This window comes from Pseudomonas fluorescens (assembly GCF_902497895.1).
In the GTDB taxonomy this organism is placed as follows: Bacteria; Pseudomonadota; Gammaproteobacteria; order Pseudomonadales; family Pseudomonadaceae; genus Aquipseudomonas; species Aquipseudomonas fluorescens_BP.
In genome coordinates, this window is record NZ_CABVHQ010000055.1 from 1 (window position 1) to 23,719 (window position 23,719).

The 23,719-nt window shown below is 58.9% G+C and carries 18 protein-coding genes, 2 pseudogenes and 1 riboswitch; of the genes and pseudogenes, 13 read left to right on the top strand and 7 right to left on the bottom strand.

Annotated elements, in window-relative coordinates:
• On the top strand, positions 1-591 hold a 591-nt coding region (locus F8N21_RS22805; RefSeq protein ID WP_191624382.1), incomplete at its 5' end, for a CapA family protein.
• Between the two features lie 356 nt (positions 592-947).
• On the opposite strand, the gene F8N21_RS22810 is transcribed toward F8N21_RS22805, so the two are convergent.
• Positions 948-1,280, bottom strand: a complete 333-nt coding sequence (locus F8N21_RS22810) for a helix-turn-helix domain-containing protein (RefSeq protein ID WP_150644266.1) — start codon at positions 1,278-1,280, stop codon at positions 948-950.
• 477 nt (positions 1,281-1,757) lie between these two features.
• Between F8N21_RS22810 and F8N21_RS31070 the strand changes: the two are divergent.
• The 3 genes and pseudogenes from F8N21_RS31070 to F8N21_RS31075 form a co-directional block, all read left to right on the top strand.
• Positions 1,758-2,000 (top strand): annotated as a pseudogene (locus F8N21_RS31070) (alpha/beta fold hydrolase); the annotation flags it as partial.
• Positions 1,997-2,158 (top strand): hypothetical protein, encoded by a 162-nt coding sequence (locus F8N21_RS30540; RefSeq protein ID WP_191624383.1) that lies wholly within the window; start codon positions 1,997-1,999, stop codon positions 2,156-2,158. The pseudogene F8N21_RS31070 and the gene F8N21_RS30540, both read left to right, overlap by 4 nt.
• A 64-nt stretch (positions 2,159-2,222) precedes the next feature.
• Positions 2,223-2,423 (top strand): annotated as a pseudogene (locus F8N21_RS31075) (site-specific integrase); the annotation flags it as partial.
• Here F8N21_RS31075 and katG read toward each other — a convergent pair.
• Positions 2,418-4,721, bottom strand: coding sequence for a catalase/peroxidase HPI (katG, locus tag F8N21_RS22825; RefSeq protein WP_191624384.1), 2,304 nt, complete (start codon positions 4,719-4,721; stop codon positions 2,418-2,420). The pseudogene F8N21_RS31075 and the gene katG sit on opposite strands and share 6 nt — an antisense overlap.
• A gap of 362 nt (positions 4,722-5,083) precedes the next feature.
• Here katG and F8N21_RS22830 point away from each other — a divergent pair, with 362 nt between their 5' ends.
• Positions 5,084-5,689 (top strand): hypothetical protein, encoded by a 606-nt coding sequence (locus F8N21_RS22830; RefSeq protein WP_150644268.1) that lies wholly within the window; start codon positions 5,084-5,086, stop codon positions 5,687-5,689.
• A gap of 68 nt (positions 5,690-5,757) precedes the next feature.
• Positions 5,758-5,885: riboswitch (cobalamin riboswitch) on the top strand.
• An 83-nt stretch (positions 5,886-5,968) separates the two neighbouring features.
• Here F8N21_RS22830 and F8N21_RS22835 read toward each other — a convergent pair.
• A complete protein-coding gene (locus F8N21_RS22835; RefSeq protein ID WP_150644269.1) occupies positions 5,969-7,534 on the bottom strand; it encodes a carbohydrate porin in 1,566 nt (521 codons plus the stop codon).
• 168 nt (positions 7,535-7,702) lie between these two features.
• Between F8N21_RS22835 and F8N21_RS22840 the strand changes: the two genes are divergently transcribed.
• From F8N21_RS22840 to F8N21_RS22865, 6 genes are all read left to right on the top strand, one after another.
• The gene (locus tag F8N21_RS22840; RefSeq protein ID WP_150644270.1) at positions 7,703-8,977 is read left to right on the top strand and encodes an ABC transporter substrate-binding protein; all 1,275 of its coding nucleotides are present in this window, start codon (positions 7,703-7,705) and stop codon (positions 8,975-8,977) included.
• A gap of 21 nt (positions 8,978-8,998) precedes the next feature.
• On the top strand, positions 8,999-9,961 hold the full coding sequence (locus F8N21_RS22845; RefSeq protein WP_150644271.1) for a carbohydrate ABC transporter permease: 963 nt from the start codon (positions 8,999-9,001) through the stop codon (positions 9,959-9,961).
• A complete protein-coding gene (locus F8N21_RS22850; RefSeq protein ID WP_150644272.1) occupies positions 9,958-10,800 on the top strand; it encodes a carbohydrate ABC transporter permease in 843 nt (280 codons plus the stop codon). The genes F8N21_RS22845 and F8N21_RS22850 overlap by 4 nt, the downstream gene beginning before the upstream one ends.
• 27 nt (positions 10,801-10,827) lie before the next feature.
• Entirely contained in the window at positions 10,828-11,973 is a 1,146-nt protein-coding gene (locus F8N21_RS22855; RefSeq protein WP_150644273.1) for an ABC transporter ATP-binding protein, read from the top strand.
• Positions 11,970-13,469, top strand: a complete 1,500-nt coding sequence (locus F8N21_RS22860) for a glycoside hydrolase family 32 protein (RefSeq protein WP_191624385.1) — start codon at positions 11,970-11,972, stop codon at positions 13,467-13,469. The genes F8N21_RS22855 and F8N21_RS22860 overlap by 4 nt, the downstream gene beginning before the upstream one ends.
• Before the next feature lie 75 nt (positions 13,470-13,544).
• On the top strand, positions 13,545-14,537 hold the full coding sequence (locus tag F8N21_RS22865; RefSeq protein WP_150644275.1) for a LacI family DNA-binding transcriptional regulator: 993 nt from the start codon (positions 13,545-13,547) through the stop codon (positions 14,535-14,537).
• 135 nt (positions 14,538-14,672) lie between these two features.
• Here F8N21_RS22865 and F8N21_RS22870 read toward each other — a convergent pair whose 3' ends face one another.
• Positions 14,673-15,866, bottom strand: coding sequence for a patatin-like phospholipase family protein (locus F8N21_RS22870; RefSeq protein ID WP_224788273.1), 1,194 nt, complete (start codon positions 15,864-15,866; stop codon positions 14,673-14,675).
• Between the two features lie 321 nt (positions 15,867-16,187).
• The gene (locus F8N21_RS22875; protein ID WP_191624386.1) at positions 16,188-18,089 is read right to left on the bottom strand and encodes a potassium transporter Kup; all 1,902 of its coding nucleotides are present in this window, start codon (positions 18,087-18,089) and stop codon (positions 16,188-16,190) included.
• Positions 18,090-18,626: 537 nt separating this feature from the next.
• On the opposite strand from F8N21_RS22875, the gene F8N21_RS22880 reads away from it, so the two are divergent.
• Together F8N21_RS22880 and F8N21_RS22885 are read left to right on the top strand one after the other, a co-directional pair.
• Complete coding sequence (locus F8N21_RS22880) at positions 18,627-19,688, top strand: HlyD family secretion protein (RefSeq protein ID WP_150644295.1); 1,062 nt, start codon at positions 18,627-18,629, stop codon at positions 19,686-19,688.
• Positions 19,678-20,718, top strand: a complete 1,041-nt coding sequence (locus F8N21_RS22885; RefSeq protein WP_150644276.1) for a DUF2955 domain-containing protein — start codon at positions 19,678-19,680, stop codon at positions 20,716-20,718. Before F8N21_RS22880 ends, F8N21_RS22885 begins: the two co-directional genes overlap by 11 nt.
• A 117-nt stretch (positions 20,719-20,835) precedes the next feature.
• Here the strand turns inward: F8N21_RS22885 and F8N21_RS22890 are convergent, their stop codons facing one another.
• On the bottom strand, positions 20,836-22,017 hold the full coding sequence (locus F8N21_RS22890; RefSeq protein ID WP_150644277.1) for an acyl-CoA dehydrogenase: 1,182 nt from the start codon (positions 22,015-22,017) through the stop codon (positions 20,836-20,838).
• Between the two features lie 499 nt (positions 22,018-22,516).
• Positions 22,517-23,719 carry a 3-oxoadipyl-CoA thiolase gene (locus tag F8N21_RS22895; protein ID WP_150644278.1) on the bottom strand — a complete coding sequence of 401 codons (1,203 nt, stop codon included), beginning with the start codon at positions 23,717-23,719 and terminating at the stop codon, positions 22,517-22,519.

Genomic DNA, 23,719 nt, shown 5'->3' on the forward strand with positions numbered 1-23,719 from the left:
GTGTTTGGCCTCGGCGCACCCGACAGCGGCATCGCGCCGGACTGGACCGCCACGGACAGGCGCGCGGGCGTCGCGCGGCTGGAGGATCTGTCGATGCAGAGCCTGCGCACGGTGGCCAAACGGATTCTCGAGGGCAAAAACCCAGGGGATCTGGTGGTCGCCTCCATTCACTGGGGCGGCAACTGGGGGTTCGATATCCCGCAGGAGCAGGTCCGGTTCGCCCATGCCTTGATCGACGAGGCCGGAGTTGACCTGGTGCACGGGCATTCCTCGCACCACGTCAAGGGCATCGAGGTGTACCGCGAACGCCTGATTCTCTATGGCTGCGGTGATCTGCTGAACGATTACGAAGGCATTGAGGGCCACACAGCCTTTCGCGGCGACCTCGGGCTTCTCTACTTTGCCTCGCTGGACCCGGGCGGGCGCCTGCAGTCGCTGGACCTGATACCCACCCGCCTGCGTCGCTTGCGCCTCTGTCGGGCCGAAGGGGATGACCGTCAATGGCTGCACGACACCCTTTCTCGCGAGTGCGCACGCTTGGGCAGCAGTATTCAGCCGGGCGCGAAAAATGCCTTCGAGTTGCGTTGGTAGGAGCGTCTGTTTTTTTGATCCTGGCTGTGACAAACACCCGCTGCCTGACGGGGAATGTTCGGGTAGTCCCTCGGGTGAGATAAAGGGGCGAACGGTAGTGCAATGCAGTGCTGGCACGGCTCTGTAAGGGTGCTTGCTTGAACAAGTCTGAGGCAGTGGCCGATGGTTCCATGAGAGCAAGCACCGTACCAGTCTTATAACTGGTTGATTTTTAATGATTAAATTGAGTATACCAAGGCAAGATGCTGTTTTTGAAAGGGGTTAAGTGTTGAAATGCTGTTGCGCGGGCAACAGTTGCACCCAGTGGTTCGACTGGCTGAGGCGAAGCGAGTCAGGCGCAAAGTGTGGGACTGAACCTATTTCTTTCCGTCTTCTTCAAAGAGCGTCGAAATCAGCTGTTTGATGTCCTCCTGCACGTCTTTCGGCAGGCCATCCAGTTCATGCAGCAGCTTGGCGTCCAGTTCACTGACGCTGTCGGCTGCCAGTACCTTCTTGACACCGGTCACCACGTATAAAATGTCCACTTGCGCCTTTGCGATCAAGGAAAGGTAGGTGGCATTCGGGAACCGCGTTCCGCGCTCATACATGCCTTGGGCATTCGCCTCGATCTTCCCGATAGCGCCTAATTCTTGCTGCGAAAGTCCGAGGCGTTTGCGTTCTTCCTTCAATCTGGCGCCCATATGGTCCATATCGCTTCCTTTTTCTCGGTATTGATTTATTTGAGTGTACAGCCTCATCAACAAGCCTGTGGCGAGGGAGCAAATTCGGAGTGTACAGATCTTTTTTGGTCTGACTCCCGTATCAGCTGCCGAGCCTGCGAGGCTGCGTTCGAGCCGGGGTCGCGCTCGACCGAAGTCCTCGCAAAGCCTGCGTCCGCGGTTTGCCTGAAAGAACCCCGTCGCCTGATTTAACGACCGCTGCGCGGTCGAACGCAGCCTCGCAGGCTCGGCAGCTGCTACGGACGAAAGGTATAGCAGACCTGGAGTTTTCTGACATCCAATCGGTGTATTTAACCCTTGGTCGGGTCGAACCACCGCCAATGGCCACACAGCATTTGCGCCTTCTGGCGAGCAAAAAAGCCCACTTCAACGAATCACGCCAGCCGGCGAGGATCCTCATGACCACTGAATTGTCCGCCGGACATGACGGAATAATCAGCGCATTTGAACGATCCACTGATTCCACTGGTCAACATGCGCCTAATGGCCAAGCGAATCCCTAACGCTGAATCGCACGTCATCCACGACGGGCACCTGTTCCTGGCCACTAAGGCCGAAACCATCGCTCCCATCATCATGTCGTTTCTGTCCGGCGTCGCGCACGTCGACGAGCCGCTTTCTGAGCTCACTGACTCGAACGATCTTGCGCTATCTAACCATCCGGCTCCAACGCCGAGGGCCCCATCATGAAATTCCAAGTCGTCGATCATTCTATCAATGGTATCGCGAAGTTCTCGGTCGATACCGAGTGCGGAAAGAACGTGGATTCATTCTCGACCATCAAGGAGGCTCGGGACTACGCGGCCTGGCTGGAATCCGAATATGAGCGGATCAGCGAAGTTCTCTAGCCGCGCCCTACCCGAAGGAATAACCCCGCTTCAGCGAATCCGGCCCGGACATGACCCTGCACGCCAGAGCCGCCACTGCTACGCCTCAATGAGGCTCTCGGCAGGCGAGCACCCTATGTGGGTCGCCAAGCAACTCGGCCATAAAGACTGGACTATGACCGCCAGGGTTTATGGCCGATGGATGCCTTGCGCAGATGTTGGCGCCGGCGGTCGCGCAGAAGCACTTTTCGCCGGTAATGCCAACATTATGACCGCCTCTCTATAGCCCCCGTTTTACATCGAAGCGATCAAGGTTCATTACCTTGGTCCAGGCCGCGACGAAGTCTTTGACGAACTTCTCTTGCGCGTCGGCGCTGGCATAGAGTTCGGCCAAGGCCCGCAACTGCGCATTCGAGCCGAAGACGAGATCGACGCGGGTGCCCGTCCACTTCACATCGCCGGTTTTGCGATCGCGTCCTTCAAACTCTTCATTGGCGTCCGAGACCGGCTTCCATTCCACGCCCATATCGAGCAGGTTCTTGAAGAAGTCGTTGGTCAACGCCTCCGGCTGCTGGGTGAAGACCCCGTGCGAGGTTTGTCCGACGTTGGTATTCAGGACGCGCATGCCGCCAATAAGCGCGGTCATTTCTGGTGCGCTGAGTGTCAGCTGTTGCGCCTTGTCGATCAACAACGCCTCGGCCGGGACGCGGTATCTGCTCTTGAGGTAGTTACGGAAACCATCGGCGACGGGTTCGAGAAAGCCGAAAGACTCCACGTCCGTCTGCTCCTGGGTCGCGTCCATCCGCCCCGGCGTGAAAGGCACCGTCACGCTGTGCCCGGCATTTTTCGCCGCCTGTTCGACGCCCGCGTTACCGGCCAGGACGATCAGGTCCGCCAGGGAGATTTTCTTGCCGCCAGCCTGCGCGCTGTTGAACTCGCCCTGGATACCTTCGAGGGTTTCCAGCACCTTCGCCAGTTGCTCAGGCTGGTTGGCCTGCCAGAACTTCTGCGGGGCCAGGCGCAGGCGCCCACCGTTGGCGCCGCCGCGTTTGTCGGAGCCACGGAAGGTGGAAGCCGCCGCCCAGGCAGTTGATACCAGCTGCGAGACTGACAGACCCGAGGCCAGCAGCTTGCTCTTGAGTGAGGCGATGTCACTGTCATTGACCAAGGCATGGTCGACCGCTGGAATAGGGTCTTGCCAAAGCAACTCTTCGTTTGGCATTTCCGGGCCGAGGTAACGCGAGAGCGGGCCCATGTCGCGGTGGATCAGCTTGAACCAGGCACGGGCGAAGGCATCGGCCAGTTGATCCGGATTCTCCAGATAGCGCCGTGAAATCGGTTCATAGATCGGGTCGAATCGCAGCGACAGGTCGGTGGTCAACATGCTCGGACTACGCCGCTTGGACGGGTCGTGAGCATCCGGGATGATGCCGGCGCCGGCACCGTTTTTCGGGGTCCACTGGTTCGCACCCGCCGGGCTCTTGGTCAGCTCCCACTCGAAACCGAACAGGTTCTCCAGATAGTTATTGCTCCACTTGGTGGGCGTGGTGGTCCAGGTCACTTCCAGGCCGCTGGTGATGGTGTCCCCGCCTTTACCGGTGCCGAAGGTGCTCTTCCAGCCCAGGCCCTGCTGTTCAAGGCCAGCGGCTTCGGGTTCGGCCCCGACGTTGTCGGCAGGCCCGGCACCGTGGGTCTTGCCGAAGGCGTGGCCGCCGGCGATCAGTGCCACGGTTTCTTCGTCATTCATCGCCATGCGCGCGAAGGTTTCGCGAATGTCTTTCGCCGCCGCGAGCGGATCGGGATTGCCTTCCGGGCCTTCCGGGTTGACGTAGATCAGACCCATCTGCACTGCGGCGAGCGGGTTTTCCAGGTTGCGCCCCTGGTCGGTCCGGCTCTCCTCATTTTCCCCCGGCTCAGCAACCAGCGGGCCTTCGCCGGGCTCTTGCATGGGCTCATTGTCCTTGCCGTAGCGGGTGTCACCGCCCAGCCATTTGTTTTCCGAGCCCCAGTAGACATCTTCGTCCGGTTCCCAGACGTCCTTGCGCCCGCCGGAAAAGCCGAAGGTCTTGAAGTCCATGGACTCCAGCGCGACGTTGCCGGTAAGGACAATCAGGTCAGCCCAGGATATTTTGCGGCCATATTTTTGCTTGATCGGCCAGAGCAGCCGACGCGCCTTGTCGAGACTGACGTTATCCGGCCAGCTGTTAAGCGGCGCAAAACGCTGTTGACCGGAGCCGGCACCACCACGCCCGTCACCGGTGCGGTAGGTGCCGGCGGCGTGCCAGGCCATGCGAATAAACAGCGGCCCATAGTGACCGAAGTCCGCAGGCCACCAGTCCTGCGAATCGGTCATCAGCGCATGCAGGTCTTGCTTGAGGGCGGCAAAGTCCAGGCTTTTGAACTCTTCGGCGTAGTTGAAGCCCTCGTCCATGGGGTCGGACAGGGACGAGTGCTGGTGCAGTATCTTCAGATTCAGTTGGTCGGGCCACCAGTCGCGGTTCGTCGTGCCACCACCAGCTGCGGCGTGAGTGAACGGGCATTTCGATTCAGTTGCCATGTGTGAGCTACCTTTGGTCGAGTTCATCCAGCTATCCGGCCCGGTCCGGGCTCTGAATAGCAACGAGCGAAATCAATGACACAGGCTGCGGGGCCGACAGTTCGAGGAACTGATTCGTTGTGGCCACACGGGAATTCTGGACAGCGGCAATCGAGTTGCCAGCACGGTGACCCACGGCAGGCCTGGCAAGCTTCTAACTCATTCTTATCCCCTTATCAGGTCTCAACCGGCCAGCGTGTGCCAGCGCTAGATTAAGGCTAGACCCCTCTAAAGAAGACAGCAAATAGGCGCAGTATTGGCTCTTGATAGGCATAATCTTTTACCTGATCCCTGGATGATATTAGTCGCTCTTGCTCAAACCTGTTACGCGACAGGCAGAGGACCAGACCATGAATAAGCGCCTGCGCCGCACGGCCGTCCACGAAGCTGGCCACGCCCTGGCCTTTTGGTGGAATGGTCAGCACATAGAGCGCGTCACTGTGCGCACCAGGACAGAAGCCTCCATCGGCCCAATGATTGATCTGCGCGGCAACCGGCAAAACGTAGAAGGGTTGGTAGAGGCTGATTACTGTGTTCCGCACCCCTCCTCCAACGCCCCCGGGATTGCTGAATACCTGCCCTCCATGCTCGAGTCTATTGAACGCGACCTCCTCCATTGCTTCGCCGGCCCCGTGGCCGAAGCCGTCTACCGGCACACCAGATCCGACCGATTCATCAAGGGCAGCGGCCTGGGCGACCTGCGCCGGGGTTACGCATTGATCAGTTTGCTGCCCGCCCGAAAGCTACTCGACGCCGAATCCCGGGCAATCGCCCGGTCCAGCTGTCTGGTACGTCGTTACTGGCCCGCTGTCAGCGCTGTGGCGGATCTTCTACAAGAGCACGGCACGGTTGACGGGGAAGCTATAACAGCGCTGCTGTGGGAAGTCACCGGGGAGTCACCTACGCTGCGCAACAATGACCTGACAACCCTCGACACTCGATGGAATAAGCCCTGACTCGTCGCGCTATCGCCTGGCTCTACTACCTCTGAAGCGGACATAGGTTCGCCTTGGGCGACATGATCGACTACCATGCCGCCGCCGGTTTCCACATGGGATTAATAGGGAATCCGTGGTGCTGACCCAGCATCAAACGGAACTGCCCCCGCAACTGTAGGTGCCGAGTCAGTCTGCTCCTGGCATTGATCCTCACTGCAGTGCGTCAGGCTCCTGCATGACGCCATGGAGGTTCAGTTGCACGGGCCCGAAGACTGATTATCACCGATGAAGCGGATATCAGAACCAGGTTTCCATCTGTATGCCGTACTGCCATACACCGCCGGCGTTGAAGTCCGTCTTGCCGAAGTTGTCTGAGGTACTGTATCTGTCCAGGTCCGAAGACCAGTTCATGAGGCTTGCGAACACGCGCAATTCGGGACGTGTGAGAAGGTCTCCAACGTCGGGTTTGAAGGTCGGGGCGACCGTGAATTTCCAGTAGTTACCGTCGACCGCATTACGTTGCAGATAGCCCTTGGGGTCGAGGTTCATGGTTTGCCAGCTCACTTCGTAAGCCATCTCGAAATTGCTGTTGATTTCGTTGGCCAACCGCACGTTCAGTGTCATCCAGCGGTAGTCGTCACCCTTGACGTACCTATCCTTGCTCTGTTCGGCCAGCAAACTTGGGCCGATGCGCCAGCCCGGCGCAACGGGCGTCTCGCCGTAAAGCGCCAGACGCAGGGCGCGGGCGTCGTCGATCAGTTCGCCATCCGAGCCAATGTTCTTGACCTCTGCCCCCAGACCTTGCCCATAGAGCAGCGCCGTTTTGAAGAAGCCTTCCCTGCCGAAAAAGTCTTTCTGGTGATTGACCAGCATGCTGTGCAAGCCGGAATCCGCAGGTGTCATACCCGCTTCATTGCTGCGGGTGCCAATGTCGTTTTTCTTTGAGCCAATGCCATTGAACATCCACTGCCACTGACCACTATCGAAGAACTGGTTGGAGGTCAGGATGTAGCTTTCCACATCGGCATTGATCCCGCCTTCACTGAAATCCCCGTAGTTACGCCCGATCAAGGAGTAATTCGAGCGCCAATCCTTGTTCATTTGCACATCGTAGATACCACCCCCGGTGCCGGCCAGAAAGACCACGTCCGAGTCCAGCCAGTGGATATCGAAATTATCCCTGTCGAATCGCTTGCCTGCCCACAGGGTGGTGTTCTCGAACACTGAATTGCCCTTGAACGCGGCAAGCTGGTCGAGCTCCGTGAACACCTGGCGCACGTTCAAATTGCTTTCGTCGGCCGTCCAGTCGTTGGAACTTTCCACGCCGTCAGCGATGGAAACCGTGAATTTGGAACGGGTGCCGTTTTGCGCATGGATTTCTTTCGCCAGGTCTATACGCATGTAGGTGTCGTCTTCGTTACCGAGTCGCCCGACTGCACCACCGACTGAGCCGGCCGGCGTCGTATAGGGGCCGCCACGGCCACCCCCAAGCCCATCGTTGATCAGCAATCCGGAGCGGGCGTAGCCCTTGAAGCTGAACCCGTCAGTGAGGTGTCCGGTACTGCCCTGTTTTTCCAGGCTTTGCTGACGGGCTTCGAGTGTTGCCAGCCGGGTGTCCAGACCAGGCGCCGCTATTGCTGTCGCTGTGGACGCAACCGGCTGCAAGGGGGGCGTCGCGAGTTTGATCTGCTGCAATTCCCTGGCGAGTGCCTGGGTTTGCTGTTCGGCTGCGGCCGCACGCTTTTCCGCCGCGCTGGCACGGGCTTCAAACGCAGCCATGCGTTCTTCCAGAGTCGCGGCCTGAGAGGTTGCCGCCGAGGTGCTGAGCACACCTGCGAGTAGCCAGCTTGATGCTTTGTGCATGTGGAATTTCCTGTTTTGTTTTTATTGTTTTGTTCCCGCGACAGACCTTTTTTTCGTGAGTCGTGAATTGTCCAAATCGACAAAAAAAAGGATGCCTCATCGCAAATACGCTGCTACATTGACGATGTTAACGTTAACTTCTCTAAAAACAAAAATAAAGAGGGCTTTATGAAACAGCTGAAATCTCTCCTTCCAGCAGCGCTATTCACTCTCTGTGCCGGACTTCCATCCCTCTCGACCGCAGCCGATTTGACGATCTCGTGCGGTGCGGTGGGCGCGGAGTTACAACTCTGCAAGGAGGCTGTCGAGGCGTGGTCGAAACAGACCGGCAATAGCGTCGAGGTGGTTTCCACGCCTAACTCGGCGACCGAGAGGTTGTCCTTCTATCAACAGATCCTCAGCGCGCAGTCCACCGACATCGACATCATTCAAATCGATATGGTGTGGCCGGGGATGCTGGCCAATCATCTGATCGATCTGCGCGAGGTGCTTCCAGCCAACGCGACTCAAGGCTACTTCCAGGCACAGGTGGATAACGCCACAGTGAATGGCCGACTGGTGACGATGCCGTGGTTCACCGACTCGGGCCTGCTGTATTACCGCAAGGACTTGCTCGAGAAGTACAACAAGCAGGTCCCTCAGACCTGGGAGGAAATGACCTCCACCGCCAGGGAGGTTCAACAGGCCGAGCGCAACGCCGGGAACCCCAATGTGTGGGGTTACATATTCCAGGGGCGCGCCTATGAGGGCCTGACGTGTAATGCCCTGGAGTGGATCAGCAGCCAACCGGACGGCGGACTGGTCAATCCACGAGGAGAAATCGTGGTCAACAGTCAAGCCTCAAGAACCGCTTTGGCCCTGGCGAAAAGCTGGGTAGGAGACATCTCCCCGCGGGGTGTACTCAATTACACCGAGGAAGAAGGACGTGGCGTATTTCAGTCGGGAAATGCGCTGTTCATGCGTAACTGGCCTTATGTCTGGGCTCTGGTGCAAAGCCAGGACAGTGCCGTAAAAGACAACGTCGGGGTCGCTCCCCTGCCCCGCGGCGGCGAGGCAGGCACCCATGCATCCACCCTCGGCGGTTGGGGCCTGGCGGTGTCGCGCTACAGCGCCAATCCAAAACTTGCCGCGGAGCTGGTGAGCTATCTGAGCAGTGCCCGGCAGCAGAAACATCGTGCTCTGAAAAGCGCCTATAACCCGGTTATCGAGTCGCTCTATCAAGATCCCGAACTGCTCGCGGCAATGCCTTATTACAGTCAGCTTCATAGCATTCTCAGCGATGGGGTCATGCGCCCCGCATCGATAACCGCCGATCGCTATCCACGGGTCTCCAATGCGTTCTTTGATCGAGTGCATGGCGTGCTGGCGGGCGAGCTGCCCGTCGATCAGGCACTGGCCGAACTGGAAAGCGAACTCACCCGCATCAAACGCCGGAACTGGTAATTCACAAGGAAGGAAATCGCCATGCCTGTCTCTTCTACCCATGCCCCCTGTGACGAGCACCTCCTCGCCAGGGAAACACCTGTACAGCGCCGCCGAGTACGCGCCGCGTGGCTGTTTCTGACGCCGATGCTGGTGTGTCTGGCTCTGGTGGCCGCCTGGCCGCTCCTGCGTACATTCTGGTTCAGCCTGACCGACGCCAGCCTGGCGGACACCAGTGGCGGTTCCTTCGTCGGCTTGAGCAATTATCTGTCCCACGACGGTTCCAGCTGGTCGGGCATCCTGGTCGATCCGCAATGGTGGAACGCTGTGCGCAACACTTTGCATTTCACTGTGGTTTCGGTGGGACTGGAAGTCGTGCTGGGACTGCTGGTGGCGTTGCTGTTGAACATCCAGTTCACCGGACGCGCCCTGGTCCGTGCATTGATTCTGATTCCCTGGGCGATTCCTACCATTGTCTCGGCGAAGATCTGGTCATGGATGCTTAACGACCAGTTCGGCATCATCAATCACCTGATGCTGAGCCTCGGCCTGATTGACGCGCCCCTGGCCTGGACGGCAGATGCGGATCTGTCGATGTGGGCGGTGATCATCGTCGACGTCTGGAAGACCGTACCTTTTGTCACGCTGCTGATGCTGGCGGCCTTGCAGATGTTGCCGAGCGATTGCTACGAAGCCGCCAGGGTCGATGGCATTCACCCGCTGAAGGTGTTCTGGCGTGTCACGCTTCCGCTGTTGATGCCCGCATTGCTGGTGGCGGCGATCTTCCGCATCCTCGACTCCCTGCGGGTATTCGACGTTATCTATGTGCTGACCTCGAACTCATCGAGCACCATGAGTATGTCGGTCTATGCCCGCCAGCACCTGGTGGAGTTCCAGGACGTCGGCTACGGCAGCGCGGCCTCGACTCTGCTGTTTCTGGTCGTGGCGGTGATCGCCATGCTTTATCTCTACCTCGGACGTCGTCAACTGGAGGTCCGGTCATGAGCCAGCGCCTACTGAAAAAAGCACTGTTGCGCCTCGGATTCTGGTGCCTGATCGGGATTTTGCTGCTGTATGCGGTCTTCCCTTTCTACTACGCCATAGTGACTTCACTGAAGCCGTCCAGCGAATTGTTCGAGGTGAGCTACTGGATCGAAAGCGTCGACTTCTCCAACTATGCGGCGGTACTCCAGCAATCCTCATTCCTGCTGGCTATCGGTAACTCGCTGGTGGTTGCGCTTAGCGTGGTGACGCTGGCGTTGTTCCTCAGCGTGACCGCCGCCTATGCCTTGGGCAGGGTGAAATTCCGTGGGCGCGGCACGGTATTGATGATGGTCCTCGGTGTGTCGATGTTTCCCCAGGTCGCTGTGCTGTCGGGGCTGTTCGAGGTGATCCGCGCCCTGGGCCTGTACAACACTTCCTGGGCGTTGATCCTGAGCTACACCATCTTCACCCTGCCCTTCACCGTCTGGGTCCTGACCACGTTCATGGGGCAACTGCCCCATGAGCTGGAAGAAGCGGCAATCATGGATGGCGCTTCGCCCTGGATCACGCTGACCAGGGTGCTGTTGCCGTTGCTCTGGCCCGCACTGGTCACCACTGGCTTATTGGCCTTCATCGCCGCCTGGAATGAGTTCCTGTTTGCCCTGACTTTCACCCTGACTGACACGCAACGCACGGTGCCGGTCGCCATCGCCTTGATTTCCGGCGGGAGCTCCCATGAGTTGCCCTGGGGGCTGTTAATGGCCGCCTCGGTGCTGGTCACCGTCCCACTGGTGATTCTGGTGCTGATCTTCCAGCGCCGAATCGTTTCCGGTCTCACTACTGGCGCGTTAAAGGGTTGATGCCCAACAACTACAAGGAACAGCATCGTGATCAAGTTGAAACTGGACAACGTGAACAAACAATTGGGCGGCGCGCGGATTCTTCGCGACGTCAGCCTGGAGATCGCAGCAGGAGAATTCGTGGTGTTCGTTGGCCCTTCGGGCTGCGGAAAGTCGACCCTGCTGCGACTGATCGCCGGACTGGATTCGATCTGCCGCGGCGACCTGCTGATCGACGGACGACGGGTCAACGACCTGGAGCCGCGCGAGCGCGGCGTCGGCATGGTGTTTCAATCTTATGCGCTGTACCCGCACATGAGCGTCTACGACAACATCAGTTTTGGCCTCAAACTGGCCAAGACTGAAAAACGCAGCCTGCGCGAACGCGTGCTGAAAACTGCCCAGATCCTGCAATTGGACAAACTGCTGCAACGCAAGCCAAAGGAACTGTCCGGAGGGCAGCGTCAGCGTGTGGCAATGGGCAGGGCCATGGCGCGGGAACCGGACATTTTGTTGTTCGATGAGCCGCTTTCCAACCTGGATGCATCCTTGCGGGTGCAGATGCGCAATGAAATCGCCCGGCTGCATGCTCGACTGGGCTCGACCATGATCTACGTCACCCACGATCAGGTTGAAGCGATGACCCTGGCCGACAAAATTGTCGTGCTCAATGGCGGTCGCGTAGAGCAGGTCGGCTCACCGCGCGAACTCTATGAACGCCCTGCCAGCCGCTTTGTCGCCGGTTTTCTGGGTTCGCCCAGAATGAACTTTCTTGCAGCGCGCCTGCATGCCCCAGGCGAAAACAGCCTGGTCGACACCCCCGTATTGGGTATGACGTCCCTGCCCTTCGACAGCTCGAACCTGGCGGCGGACACGCTGCTGAGCCTGGGGATTCGCCCGGAACACCTATCGCTCAAAGTGGCGAAGGGTACCGCCGGTGTCGTCGTGAGCGGAGTCGAATACCTGGGCAGCGAAACCTATGTGCACCTCGAGACAGGTCAGGACGAGCCACTGATCTGTCGCTGTAACGTCAACGCCGGATGGCAGGTGGGCGATCGGGTCGAACTGCAACTGGACATCGCCAATCTGCACGTGTTCGACGCCGACGGCACGGCCTTGAAGCACCACACACGAGCCATTGAAACCCTGCCCGATGGCGTCCCTTTGCGCTCGGCACAAGCAGGCGCCCTATGACCTTGTCTTTGCATACCATGAGCGACCCAATGTCTGCCGCCCTTGACCTCGCGCAGCGAGCGCTGAGCGATGGCCTGTCTCGGGTCATCCACGATTATCGACCCGGTTATCATCTTGCCCCCCCAGCGGGCTGGATGAACGACCCTAACGGGGTGGTGTACTTTCGGGGCGAATATCACGTTTTCTATCAACACCACCCCTTCGAAGCGAAATGGGGCCCGATGTATTGGGGGCACGCCAAGAGTGCCGATCTGGTTCATTGGCAGCATCTGCCCATTGCGCTGGCGCCCGGCGATGACTTCGACCGTGACGGTTGTTTTTCCGGTAGCGCGGTGGTGTGTGGAGATACCTTGGCGCTGATCTACACCGGGCACACCTGGCTGGGGGAAGTGGGTGACGAACGCTCGATCCGTCAAGTCCAGTGCCTGGCCACCAGTCTCGACGGCCTCCATTTCGTCAAGCATGGCGCAGTCATCGAGACCGCGCCGCAAGACACCATCATGCACTTCCGTGACCCCAAGGTATGGAAGGAGGATGACGGCTGGTATCTGATTGCTGGCGCACGTCTGGGTGATGTGCCGCTGCTCCCGCTGTACCGTTCCACGGATCTGCAGACCTGGGAATTCCTCGACTATGTATCCAGCGGCAGCGAGGGCGATGGCTATATGTGGGAGTGCCCGGATCTGTTTCGACTGAACGGGCACGATGTGCTGCTGTACTCCCCCCAGGGCATGCAGCCTGAAGGTTACGAACGGCTCAACAAGTACCACACCGGCTATCGAGTGGGCCGACTCGACAGCGAATGGCAGTTCAATGGCGGGCCTTTTATCGAGCTGGATAACGGCCACGATTTCTATGCAGCGCAAACGCTGCTGGCCGCCGATGGTCGACGCCTGGTATGGGCGTGGCTCGACATGTGGGAAAGCCCGATGCCGAGCAAAGCCCATCACTGGTGCGGCATGCTCAGTTTGCCGCGCGAACTTGAACTGTGTGCAGATCGCCTTTGCGTGTATCCGGCACGGGAGCTCATGGCGCTACGCAAGGCGCCATTGCCGAGCACGCCCTGGTGGGATGAGTCGGGAACCCGGTGGGTGCCGCAAGTGAATGGCGATATGCTGGAAATCCATGTGCATCTGGACCTGCGCGGCTGCACTGGCGGCCAACTGGGAATCGCCTTGCGTTGCAGCGACGATGGCCACGAAGAAACCCTGCTCTACTACGACGCGTCGCTGCAGCGTCTGGTGCTTGACCGTAGTCGCTCGGGCGCTCAAGTCACAGGTCAGCGCAGCGTCGCGGTAGACCGGACCCAAGAGCGACTGGAACTGCGGGTATTCCTCGATCGCTCGTCCATCGAGGTGTTCGACGAAAACGGGCGCTTCACCCTTAGCAGTCGCCTCTATCCGCAGTCCGACAGCCTGGGCGTGAAGCTCCTAGGCGGGAATGGCGGGCGTGTCTCCATTCCCAAGGCATGGCCTCTCGCCTCGGGATGGCTGTGAGCGGCCTCATTCAAGTCGCGAGAAGTCCGGGCCATGTGGCATGATTGTCCGTCAACCTGACCGGTCCCGCCTCGCATGACTTCAGTGAAAGACGTTGCACAGCTGGCCGGCGTGTCCCTGATGACGGTTTCTCGAGCGCTCAATAATCCGGAAAAACTGAGCCCCGAAACCTATCAGCGGGTGCGTCGCGCCATTGACGAACTGCAATTCGTGCCGAGCCTGTCGGCGCGCAGGATTCGCGGCGACAACCTGCAGACACGAACTATCGGCGTGTTCGCTCTGGACACCGCGACCACTCCGTTCGCCGTCGAGCTCCTGCTGTCCATCGAACAGACCGCGCAGCAAGCAGGCTGGAATGTATTTATCCTCAACCTGTTAAGCAACCCGCCCACCGACCAGAACATCGACCTGATGTTGTCGCACCGTCCCGACGGGTTGATCTTCAGCGCCATGGGCTTACGCCAGGTGAGCATCCCCGAGCGTTTGAAGAGCAAACCCCTGGTACTTGCCAATTGCCTGGCGGATGACAGTCGCCTGGTCAGTTATGTACCGGACGACGAAACGGGGCAGTATCGAGCTGTACATTACGCATTGAGCCAGGGCTATCGACGCCCTCTGTGTATCAATCTGCCGACGCAAAGTCTGGCCTGGGGTCTGCGACAAAAAGGCCTGCGGCGCGCCTGTCAGGCATTCGAGCTGGACCCTGATGCACTCCTGCAATACGACCTTTCCGATCATGATGCCTATGGTGAAACCGCAGCCATCCTCGACCGACACATCATTGAGGGTCGGCCCCAATTCGACGTTCTGATCTGTGGCAACGACCGCATTGCTTTTTGTGCCTATCAGGTGTTGTTGGGCCGTGGCCTGAAAATTCCCGGCGATGTCGCCGTGCTCGGCTACGACAACATGATCGGTATCGCCGAACTGTTCATTCCGCCGCTGACCACAGTGCAACTGCCGTACTACGAAATCGGGCGCAATGCTGCCCGGCACCTGATCGAAGCCCTCGAGGTATCGGGAGCCCAGCCAGTTGATTGTCCATTGGTGGTCAGGGCGTCGCTATAAGCGCTTGACGACAACGCGCACGTCCTGCCCCCCGGCTCCCTGCAGCGCAACAGTGCTTGTGGTCATGAGTGGCACTGTTCGCTCGCAGAAATCCTCGGGGCGATAAATCCCGGGGACCTCAGAGACTTTCAATGGTCACGTCTTCCCGCTCCGCGGCGATTTATGCCACGGATAGCCCTTTGCGCTGAGTTGAAAGGCGTAATCGAATAAACGCTTCATGTACTCGCCATCGAATTTCTGATTGCGAGGAAAGTAAAAGTCATCGTCGATGTACGCAAGATTGAAGTCCGCCCCATCTTGCTGCGCGATACGGTAAATTCGATCGAGGTCGCTGATCCCCTGAGTTTGAATCAAGGCACTGATGGCGCGACCGCCGATGTTCAACGTACGGCGCTTCGTCCCAGACCATTGCGGCTCCAGTCTCCCATTGCGAATGACATAAAAATGACGTTCATGTCGAAAAGGTGCTCCGTGGACTCGGTTCATCGCCATCACGGTGCCAGGTGGGTAAAGGAACACCTGAGTGATGACGCCTCCGTCCACGTGCATTTCCTGAAACTGATGGCCGTCAACCTCCACATCGATCATGACCGGTGAGACTGCGCCGGGAATACTCATCGATGCGACCATGATGTTGCGAAAGAGCTCGAGCGCTCCCGGTGCTTCGCTGGCGGCAATAGCCCCCATGTTCCAAGTGACTGGCCGCGCTGAATCAAGGTCGGTGGTGCCGATCATCAGGAGTCGTCCATTTGCGTATTCCGACGCGATCGCCGCAAGAACCTCAGGAGTGACGTACTTTGCAATGAGCCGCGACAGTGGCTTGCTGTCCGCCATACCGTCGCTGGCAAGACGGGTCAGGACACTTCGCGAATGGAAGAAGTCTTTTGGACCGATTGCGTTGCAGATACCCCGAATGACGCCGTCGTACTGAGGCCCCAGGTAAGCGAACGGGGCGACCAGGGCACCAGCGCTAATGCCCGTGACGACCTTGAACATAGGTCGAGTCCCATGCAGGGTCCATCCCGCAATGAGTCCCGCCGCAAATGTGCCTGCGTCGCCGCCACCCGAAACTGCCAGCATACTTGCCAACGGCAGGATGTCGTTTGGCTTCCCTGCTCTGACGAGCGCCTCGCGCTCGCGATTGTTGGCCTGAATTGCATCCTGGATGAACGAAGTCAGATCCAGGTCTAGCCAGTACCGAGCATTTGGAATGCCTGGGATGTGCGCTTTTTCCGTTAAAGCTGGCGGCACCGCGTCACGGCGTTGCAGGCAGCCTTGACGCAACATGTTCAGCGTTGAGGCGCTAGGTCTGAGCAGGAATGGTTTCAAAACGCCTCCCCCGGTGCCTGCAGTCGACAGCGAACGCGCTCATCGTCGTATTCGGTGAAATGTCCTTACCCATGGTGCCCGCGATGGCTACACGCAAGCCGGCTGTGACACGTTATTCGAACGTCCAGTAGCTGATTTTGCGCTCCTTTACGTGATAAAAAAACTCGTTGGCAGCGCCCTCCAGGCCCCTTCAGTCCGATTTACCTGATTATCGAAACAAGGATACCGGCCATTTCCACAGAGCTTTCTCACGACGGTATTTCAAACCGATAGCAGTCTCTCTCCTGCCATTGAGCGCACTGCCTGAGTGTGAGGCGCACGCTACATCTCAACCTGAGTACCCAGCTCTATCACCCGATTCAGTGGCAGCTTGAAGTACTTCAGGTTGCTGTTGGCGTTTTTCAGCAGAAAGGCGAACAGGCTTTCTCGCCAACGGGCCATACCAATACGCCTGGTCGGAATAACCGTCTCGCGGCTAAGGAAATAGGTCGTACGCATCGGGCTGAAATCCAGCTCGCTCAAGTGACAGAGACTCAATGCTGCGGGTACATCCGGCTCCTCGATAAAGCCAAAGTGCAGGCTTACCCGGAAGAAACCCTCGCCATACGCTTCGACCTCGAACCGTCGATCCGCCCCCACGCGAGGACTGTCTTCGGACACCACGGTGAGCAGCACCACCTGTTCGTGCAGAACCTGGTTGTGCAGCAGATTGTGCAACAGCGCATGGGGGACAGCATCAGCCCTGGCGGTCAGAAAAACCGCGGTACCTTGCACTCGATGTGGCGGTTGCGTGCGGATGCTGCTGATGAACAACGGTAGAGGCAGAGTCGATTCGTCCAGCCGCTCGACAATGATCTTGCGGCCGCGCTTCCAGGTCGTCATCAAAATGAACAACCCGATGCCCGCGATGACTGGAAAGGCCCCGCCCTGGAATATCTTCGGCGCATTGGCCGCGAAGTACAGGCTATCCACCAGCAGAAAACCGAGCAGCATCGGGATGGCCAGCCAGCGCGGGGTTTTCCACAGGAGCAGGACGACCGCCGAGGACAGGATGGTGGTGACCAACATGGTGCCTGTCACGGCAACCCCGTACGCCGCGGCCAAAGCACTGGAAGACTCGAAGCCGATAACCAGTAGCACCACACCCACCATCAGCGCCCAGTTCACCGTGCCGATGTAAATCTGCCCCTGCTCCTGGCTGGAGGTGTGCTGGATAAACATACGCGGGACATAGCCCAGCTGGATGGCCTGGCGAGTCAGGGAGAAGGCCCCGGAGATCACTGCTTGTGAAGCGATGATGGTGGCCAGGGTGGAGAGCCCGACCATCGGCAATAACGCCCAGCCGGGTGCCAGGAGATAGAAAGGATTGCGTACCGCTTCAGGGTTTTCCAGGATCAACGCACCTTGGCCGAAATAATTCAGCACCAAGCCTGGCAATACCAGGATGAACCAGGCTCGAGCAATCGGCTTGCGACCGAAGTGGCCCATGTCGGCATACAGTGCTTCGGCGCCCGTCAGGGCGAGCACGACTGCACCCAGGATGGCCACACCGATACCCGGATGAGCGATAAAAAAATGTGCCCCCCAGTACGGGTTGAGCGCTTGCAGCACTTCGGGACGCTGCAAGATGCCGTAGATCCCGAGGGTACCGAGCACCAGAAACCACAGGACCATCACCGGTCCGAACAGGATGCCGATCCGCGCCGTACCGTGCTTCTGAATCAGGAACAACGCCACCAGTACGATCACGGACAAGGGGACAACCCAGTGTTCGATCCCGTCAAATGCCAGCTGAAGCCCTTCAACAGCGGAAAGAACCGAGATGGCCGGGGTAATCATGCTGTCGCCGTAGAACAGCGCTGCACCGAACAGCCCGAGCAGAACCAGGACTTTGCTCAAATGTGGATAGGGAGCAGCGGCACGGCGGGCTAACGCCGTCAACGCCATGATCCCGCCCTCGCCCTGGTTGTTGGCGCGAAGAATAAACAGCACATACTTGATCGAGACTACCCAGATCAGCGACCAGAAAATCAACGAAAGAACGCCGAGCACTCCATCGTGGTTGGCCTGCACCCCGTAGTGACCGGCGAATACCTCTTTGAGGGTGTACAGCGGGCTGGTGCCAATGTCTCCATACACCACGCCCACGGCAGCGACCAGCAAGCCTGCTGCGGAGGTTTTTACCGGTAATTCTTCGGTTGCGTGGGAGGCTGATTGGCTCACTTAGTGTTTCTCGAAAATTGAGGTATTGAAGAACCGCATGTTGCCTTCGGGATCTCGACAAACAAAAAACCTGACTGTCTTGCGCTGGCGCGAACAGACCTGAGGTATCCAGGAGAATGCCGAAGATAAAAACGAGGGAGCGAAGTGCGGGGGCATGTGCGAACTACGAGCCGTGCCTGAATGATGGCCGCCAGTATCCTTGCAGGGCACACCATCTGCCGTAAAAAAACCGTAAAAAATTCCAGGCGGCAGGATGCTTGGTACCCCTGACGAACTAACTCCAGCAGCGCAAAAACCAACTCGCAGACTCTTTCGCCACCGCAATACGGCGACCGCCAAAATATCAGCGGGTACGCGACCCAAACTATTCCTTGCATGGATTGGGACTATCCAGATTTTAAATAGTCGTGTTTTGCCTGCGCTGGGTAAAATCTTGTCTCGCGGCCTCTGGACGCACTTAAATCAAGACGACCATTAAACAAGACGAAATCGACAATCAACTAACGGATTACCCATGAACACTTTATGTCGGATGCCATGACCCCTGACCAACGATTTGCGCGCCATGTCCGTTTCGCCATTTTAATATTGACCGGTCTGTTCATCTACTTCCTGGTAGCAGACCTCTACATGCCGCTCACGCCCCAGGCGCAATTAACGCGTTCCGTTGTGCGTATCGCGCCTCGTGTGTCCGGACAAGTCATTGAAGTGACCGTGGTCAATAATCAGCATGTCGAGGCCGGACAGTTGCTGTTCCGCCTGGATCCGCGCCCTTTTGCGTTAAAGGTCAAGGAAGCGCAGTTGATGATCGAGCGCGCCCGCCAGGATTACTCGGAGCGTGATGCAAATCTCGGCGCCGCCCAGGCGGACTTGTCAGCAGCCAAGGCTAAAGTTCAGGAGTTGGCAGCCCAGGCGGGGCGTATGCGCACCTTGCATGACAAACACTTCGTTTCCACGCAGCTGCGGGATCAGATCAACGCCAATCTGATTATTGCCCAGGCGCAAGTACGGGCCGCGTCCAGCACCATTGATGAGATCAAGGCCCGCCGGGGTGGCTCCGGCGACAATAATGTTCACGTCCGTCAGGCGCATAACGCGCTGGAACAGGCCCGCCTGCAACTGGAATACAGCGAAGTCCGGGCTGAACGTGCCGGCGTGGTGGGCAATCTGCAGCTCAGTCCCGGTGCGTACCTCCAGGCCGGTGCATCCGTCATGGCATTGGTGGAAGACAATGCCGATGTCACTGCCGACTTCAGAGAAAAGGCCTTGCGCTATGCGCAGCCCGGCACAACGGCCTCAGTGGTGTTCGATGCCCGGCCAGGGGAAATTTTCGCGGCGAAAGTCAGCAACCTGGAGTCGGGGGTAAAAGAAGGCCAGATCGACGCAAACGGCGATCTGGCCGCACCTGCGCAATCGGATCGCTGGGTCAGGGATGCGCAGCGCCAACGCATCCACCTGGTGTTCAATACTGATCTTCCGCCCTCGTTACCCTCCGGAGCGAAGGCCACCGTGCAGCTGTTTTCCAGCGACAACCTTGTGGCGCGCCTGCTGGGCAAGATGCAAATCCGCCTCGTCAGTATCATCCACTATGTCTACTGAGCATGGCGCCGCGCATCCCCTGAGCGAAAACGATCTGCGTCAATGCCTGCGCATTGCCGGCGGTGGTTCGCTGGGGCTGTTGATCTGCAAGGTTTTCAATCTGGAGTACGGCGCGTTCTTTTGCGTTTACCCGATGTTGATCCTTGGCCTGGTTCCGACCTTGAATGCCCATCTGGTTCGCCAGTTCCTGGCCCAGGGCGTGGTGGTCAGCCTGGAGGTCGGGCTGCTGTATGGGCTCTTCGGTGACCGACCGGTGTTGGCGGTGCCTGTGGTGTTCCTGTTGTTCCTGTACCGCTTCGCGCTGATGGCAAAAGGGCCGCTGTTTTTCTTCAGTGCTCTGAGCGCGGTGTTCCTCTCGATTCTGCTGCACTTTTCCAGCTATCCACAAACCGATGTCATCGATCTGCTCTGGTGCAATGGCGCGGCGATATGGCTCTCTGCAGCGATCGCCGGACTGATGTTCTACCTGTTTCCAGATGCCACCCCCCGCAGTCCCAGACAACCCATGGAAAAAGACCTGCCCAGCCAGCGCCATGAAGCCCTGCTTGGCGCAACGGTCGCAACCGCATCGTTTATCGCCTTTCAATGCCTGGACTTGAAAGATTCATTGTCCGCGCAAGTGGCAAGCATCCTGATCCTGTTTCCCATGCACTGGAAAGGCGCGCATTTCGCCGGACGCATTCGTGCCATCGGCACGCTTATAGGATGCGCAGTGGGCTTTATCATGCAGTTGTTGCTCTACAACCATCATGACATTTTACCCTTGGTTCTAGTGATGTTCTGGGTGGCCTTGATGGTCTGCGCCCGTTGGCATTCCATGGAAAAAGGAGTGCCGGGAATAGGCTTTGGCGCCATTACCACACTGGCCATTCTATTCGGGCAATACCTGACGCCGACCCATGACATCATGTTCGATATCTTTTATAGATTTACCTCGGTGTCGATCTCGGTAGTCCTGACCCTGGTCCTGATTTTTCTGATCCATGGATTTCTCAACCGATTCGCCGTGACTCGACACATGAGCCATTGATCTCCTCGCTCTCCTGCGTTTTCCGCATGATTTCGGGTAAGCACTACCGACTGAACCACGAGGGGGCAGCAACAGTCTGGTGAAGCCCCCCTTTTCGTTTGCCGGTTCCGAGTGCGGTTAAAAGAACGCCTGCAGGCCAGTCTGAGCACGGCCGAGGATCAGCGCGTGGACGTCGTGGGTGCCTTCGTAGGTGTTGACCACTTCCAGGTTGACCAGGTGACGGGCTACGCCGAACTCGTCGCTGATGCCGTTGCCGCCGAGCATGTCGCGGGCCAGGCGGGCAATATCCAGCGACTTGCCGCAGCTGTTGCGCTTCATGATCGAGGTGATTTCCACCGCTGCCGTGCCTTCATCCTTCATCCGCCCCAGGCGCAGGCAGCCCTGCAAGGCCAGGGTAATCTCGGTCTGCATGTCGGCCAGCTTTTTCTGGATCAGTTGGGTCTGTGCCAGGGGGCGGCCGAACTGTTTGCGATCCAGGCAGTACTGGCGCGCGGTGTGCCAGCAATCTTCAGCAGCACCCAGGGCGCCCCAGCTGATGCCGTAACGGGCAGAGTTGAGGCAGGTGAACGGACCTTTCAGACCGCGCACGTCCGCAAAGGCGTTTTCTTCCGGGCAGAACACGTTGTCCATGACGATTTCGCCGGTGATCGACGCACGCAGGCCAACCTTGCCGTGAATGGCCGGAGCACTCAGGCCCTGCCAGCCTTTTTCCAGGACGAAGCCGCGAATCTCACCGGCATCGTCTTTCGCCCAGACCACAAATACGTCGGCGATCGGGCTGTTGGTGATCCACATCTTGGCGCCGGTCAGGCGGTAGCCGCCATCAACCTTTTTCGCCCGGCAAATCATCGAGCCCGGGTCGGAGCCATGGTCTGGTTCGGTCAGGCCGAAGCAGCCGATGTATTCGCCGCTGGCCAGCTTGGGAAGGTATTTCTGTTTGGTGGCTTCGTTGCCGAACTCGTTGATCGGCACCATCACCAGCGACGACTGCACACTCATCATCGAGCGGTAACCGGAGTCGACACGTTCCACTTCACGGGCGATCAGGCCGTAGCACACATAGTTCAGGCCACTGCCGCCGTAGGCTTCAGGAATGGTCGCGCCAAGCAGGCCGGTTTCGCCCATCTCGCGAAAGATCGCCGGATCGGTTTTCTCCTGGCGAAAGGCTTCGAGCACACGCGGTGCCAGCTTGTCGGCGGCGAACTGTTGGGCGCTGTCGCGCACCATGCGCTCTGTTTCAGTCAGTTGCTGATCGAGCAGCAGCGGGTCGATCCAGTTGAAGTTTGCCTTGTTGGCCATGGGTGTTTCTCCAAATTCAGGTGGGGTAAATGCCAGTCCGTAGTAGCTGCCGAGGCTGCGAGGCTGCGTTCGACCGCGAAGCGGTCGTTAAATCAGGAACGGGTTCTTTCAAGTAAACCGCGTACGCAGGATTTGCGAGGACTTCGTCCTCGAACGCAGCCTCGCAGGCTCGGCAGCTGCTACGTGGCTAGACTAAAAAAAGATGTGTAGATACCTATGCTTGTTGGCCATGGGTGCTTCTCCAGATTCAGGTGGGGTAAATGCCAGTCCGTAGCAGCTGCCGAGCCTGCGAGGCTGCGTTCGACCGCGAAGCGGTCGTTAAATCAGGCAACGGGTTCTTTCAAGTAAACCGCGTACGCAGGATTTGCGAGGACTTCGTCCTCGAACGCAGCCTCGCAGGCTCGGCAGCTGCTACGGGGCTAGACCAAAAAGATGTGTAGATACCTATGCTTGTTGGCCATGGGTGTTTCTCCAGATTCAGGTGGGGTAAATGTTTTATTCAGTCGAGGCGTTCGATGACGCAGGCGATGCCCTGGCCGAGGCCGATGCACAGGCTGACCAGCGCATATCGGCCGCCGCGGCGCTCCAGCTGGCGCACCGCGCTGTAAGCCAGGCGCGCCCCCGAGGCACCCAGGGGATGGCCAATCGCAATGGCCCCGCCATTGGGGTTCAGGCGCGGATCATCGAATGCCAGGCCAAGCTGTTTGGCGCAGCCGAGCACCTGCGCGGCAAAGGCTTCGTTGATTTCGATCAGGTCCATGTCCGCCAGGCTCAGCCTGGCGCGTTGCAGTGCCTTGGCAATTGCCGGCACCGGGCCCAGACCCATCAGGCGCGGCTCGACGCCGGCGATGGCACCGGCGAGGATTCGCGCCCGCGGTTTCAGCCCGTACCGCTCGCCAATGGCCTGCGAGCCAATCAGCAACGCGGCCGCCCCGTCATTGACCCCCAAGGCATTGCCGGCGGTGACCACGCCGCCTTCGAACAACGGATGCAAGCGCGACAAGCTGGCGAAATCGCTCTCGGGGCGCGGATGTTCATCGCGCTCCACCAGCCTGGGCGGTTGCTTGCGGCCTTGCGGCACTTCGATGGGCAGGATTTCGCCAGCATGGAAACCGTCCTGCACCGCTGCCTCGAACAGTGCCTGGCTGCGCGCCGCATAGGTATCGGCTTGCTCGCGACTGATACCCAGCTCGCGGGCGACGTTATCGGCAGTCTGCGGCATCGAATCGGCACCGAATTCGGCTTCCACCCGCGGGTTGGGGAAACGCGCACCGATGGTGCTGTCGAAGGCCCGGAAATCCCGCGAGTAAGCACTTTGCGCCTTGGCGATCACAAAGGGCGCGCGGCTCATGCTCTCCGCACCGCCAGCAATAAACAGCTGGCCTTCACCGACTCGCACTGCACGGGCGGCGTCGAGCACGGATGCCAGCCCCGAACCACACAGGCGGTTGACGGTCAGGCCACCCACCGTGGGTGGCAGTCCCGCCAGCAAGGCCACGTGGCGACCCAGGTTGCGCGCATCCTCGCCGGCCTGGTTGGTGCAGCCGACAATCAGGTCTTCGTAGTCTTGCGCGGCGAACGGGTTACGCGCCACCAGGGCGCGAACCACCGCGGCTAGCAGGTCATCGGGGCGCACACTGGCCAGGACGCCGGCGTGGCGGCCAAAGGGCGAACGCAGGCCATCGTAGATGTAGGCATTCAT

Excerpts from the sequence above, each read along its gene's own strand:
- F8N21_RS22810 (WP_150644266.1), bottom strand. The coding sequence starts at position 1,280 with ATGGACCATATGGGCGCCAGATTGAAGGAAGAACGCAAACGCCTCGGA.
- F8N21_RS30540 (WP_191624383.1), top strand. The coding sequence starts at position 1,997 with ATGAAATTCCAAGTCGTCGATCATTCTATCAATGGTATCGCGAAGTTC.
- katG (WP_191624384.1), bottom strand. The coding sequence starts at position 4,721 with ATGAACTCGACCAAAGGTAGCTCACACATGGCAACTGAATCGAAATGC.
- F8N21_RS22830 (WP_150644268.1), top strand. The coding sequence starts at position 5,084 with ATGAATAAGCGCCTGCGCCGCACGGCCGTCCACGAAGCTGGCCACGCC.
- F8N21_RS22835 (WP_150644269.1), bottom strand. The coding sequence starts at position 7,534 with ATGCACAAAGCATCAAGCTGGCTACTCGCAGGTGTGCTCAGCACCTCG.
- F8N21_RS22840 (WP_150644270.1), top strand. The coding sequence starts at position 7,703 with ATGAAACAGCTGAAATCTCTCCTTCCAGCAGCGCTATTCACTCTCTGT.
- F8N21_RS22845 (WP_150644271.1), top strand. The coding sequence starts at position 8,999 with ATGCCTGTCTCTTCTACCCATGCCCCCTGTGACGAGCACCTCCTCGCC.
- F8N21_RS22850 (WP_150644272.1), top strand. The coding sequence starts at position 9,958 with ATGAGCCAGCGCCTACTGAAAAAAGCACTGTTGCGCCTCGGATTCTGG.
- F8N21_RS22860 (WP_191624385.1), top strand. The coding sequence starts at position 11,970 with ATGACCTTGTCTTTGCATACCATGAGCGACCCAATGTCTGCCGCCCTT.
- F8N21_RS22865 (WP_150644275.1), top strand. The coding sequence starts at position 13,545 with ATGACTTCAGTGAAAGACGTTGCACAGCTGGCCGGCGTGTCCCTGATG.
- F8N21_RS22880 (WP_150644295.1), top strand. The coding sequence starts at position 18,627 with ATGACCCCTGACCAACGATTTGCGCGCCATGTCCGTTTCGCCATTTTA.
- F8N21_RS22885 (WP_150644276.1), top strand. The coding sequence starts at position 19,678 with ATGTCTACTGAGCATGGCGCCGCGCATCCCCTGAGCGAAAACGATCTG.
- F8N21_RS22890 (WP_150644277.1), bottom strand. The coding sequence starts at position 22,017 with ATGGCCAACAAGGCAAACTTCAACTGGATCGACCCGCTGCTGCTCGAT.
- F8N21_RS22895 (WP_150644278.1), bottom strand. The coding sequence starts at position 23,719 with ATGAATGCCTACATCTACGATGGCCTGCGTTCGCCCTTTGGCCGCCAC.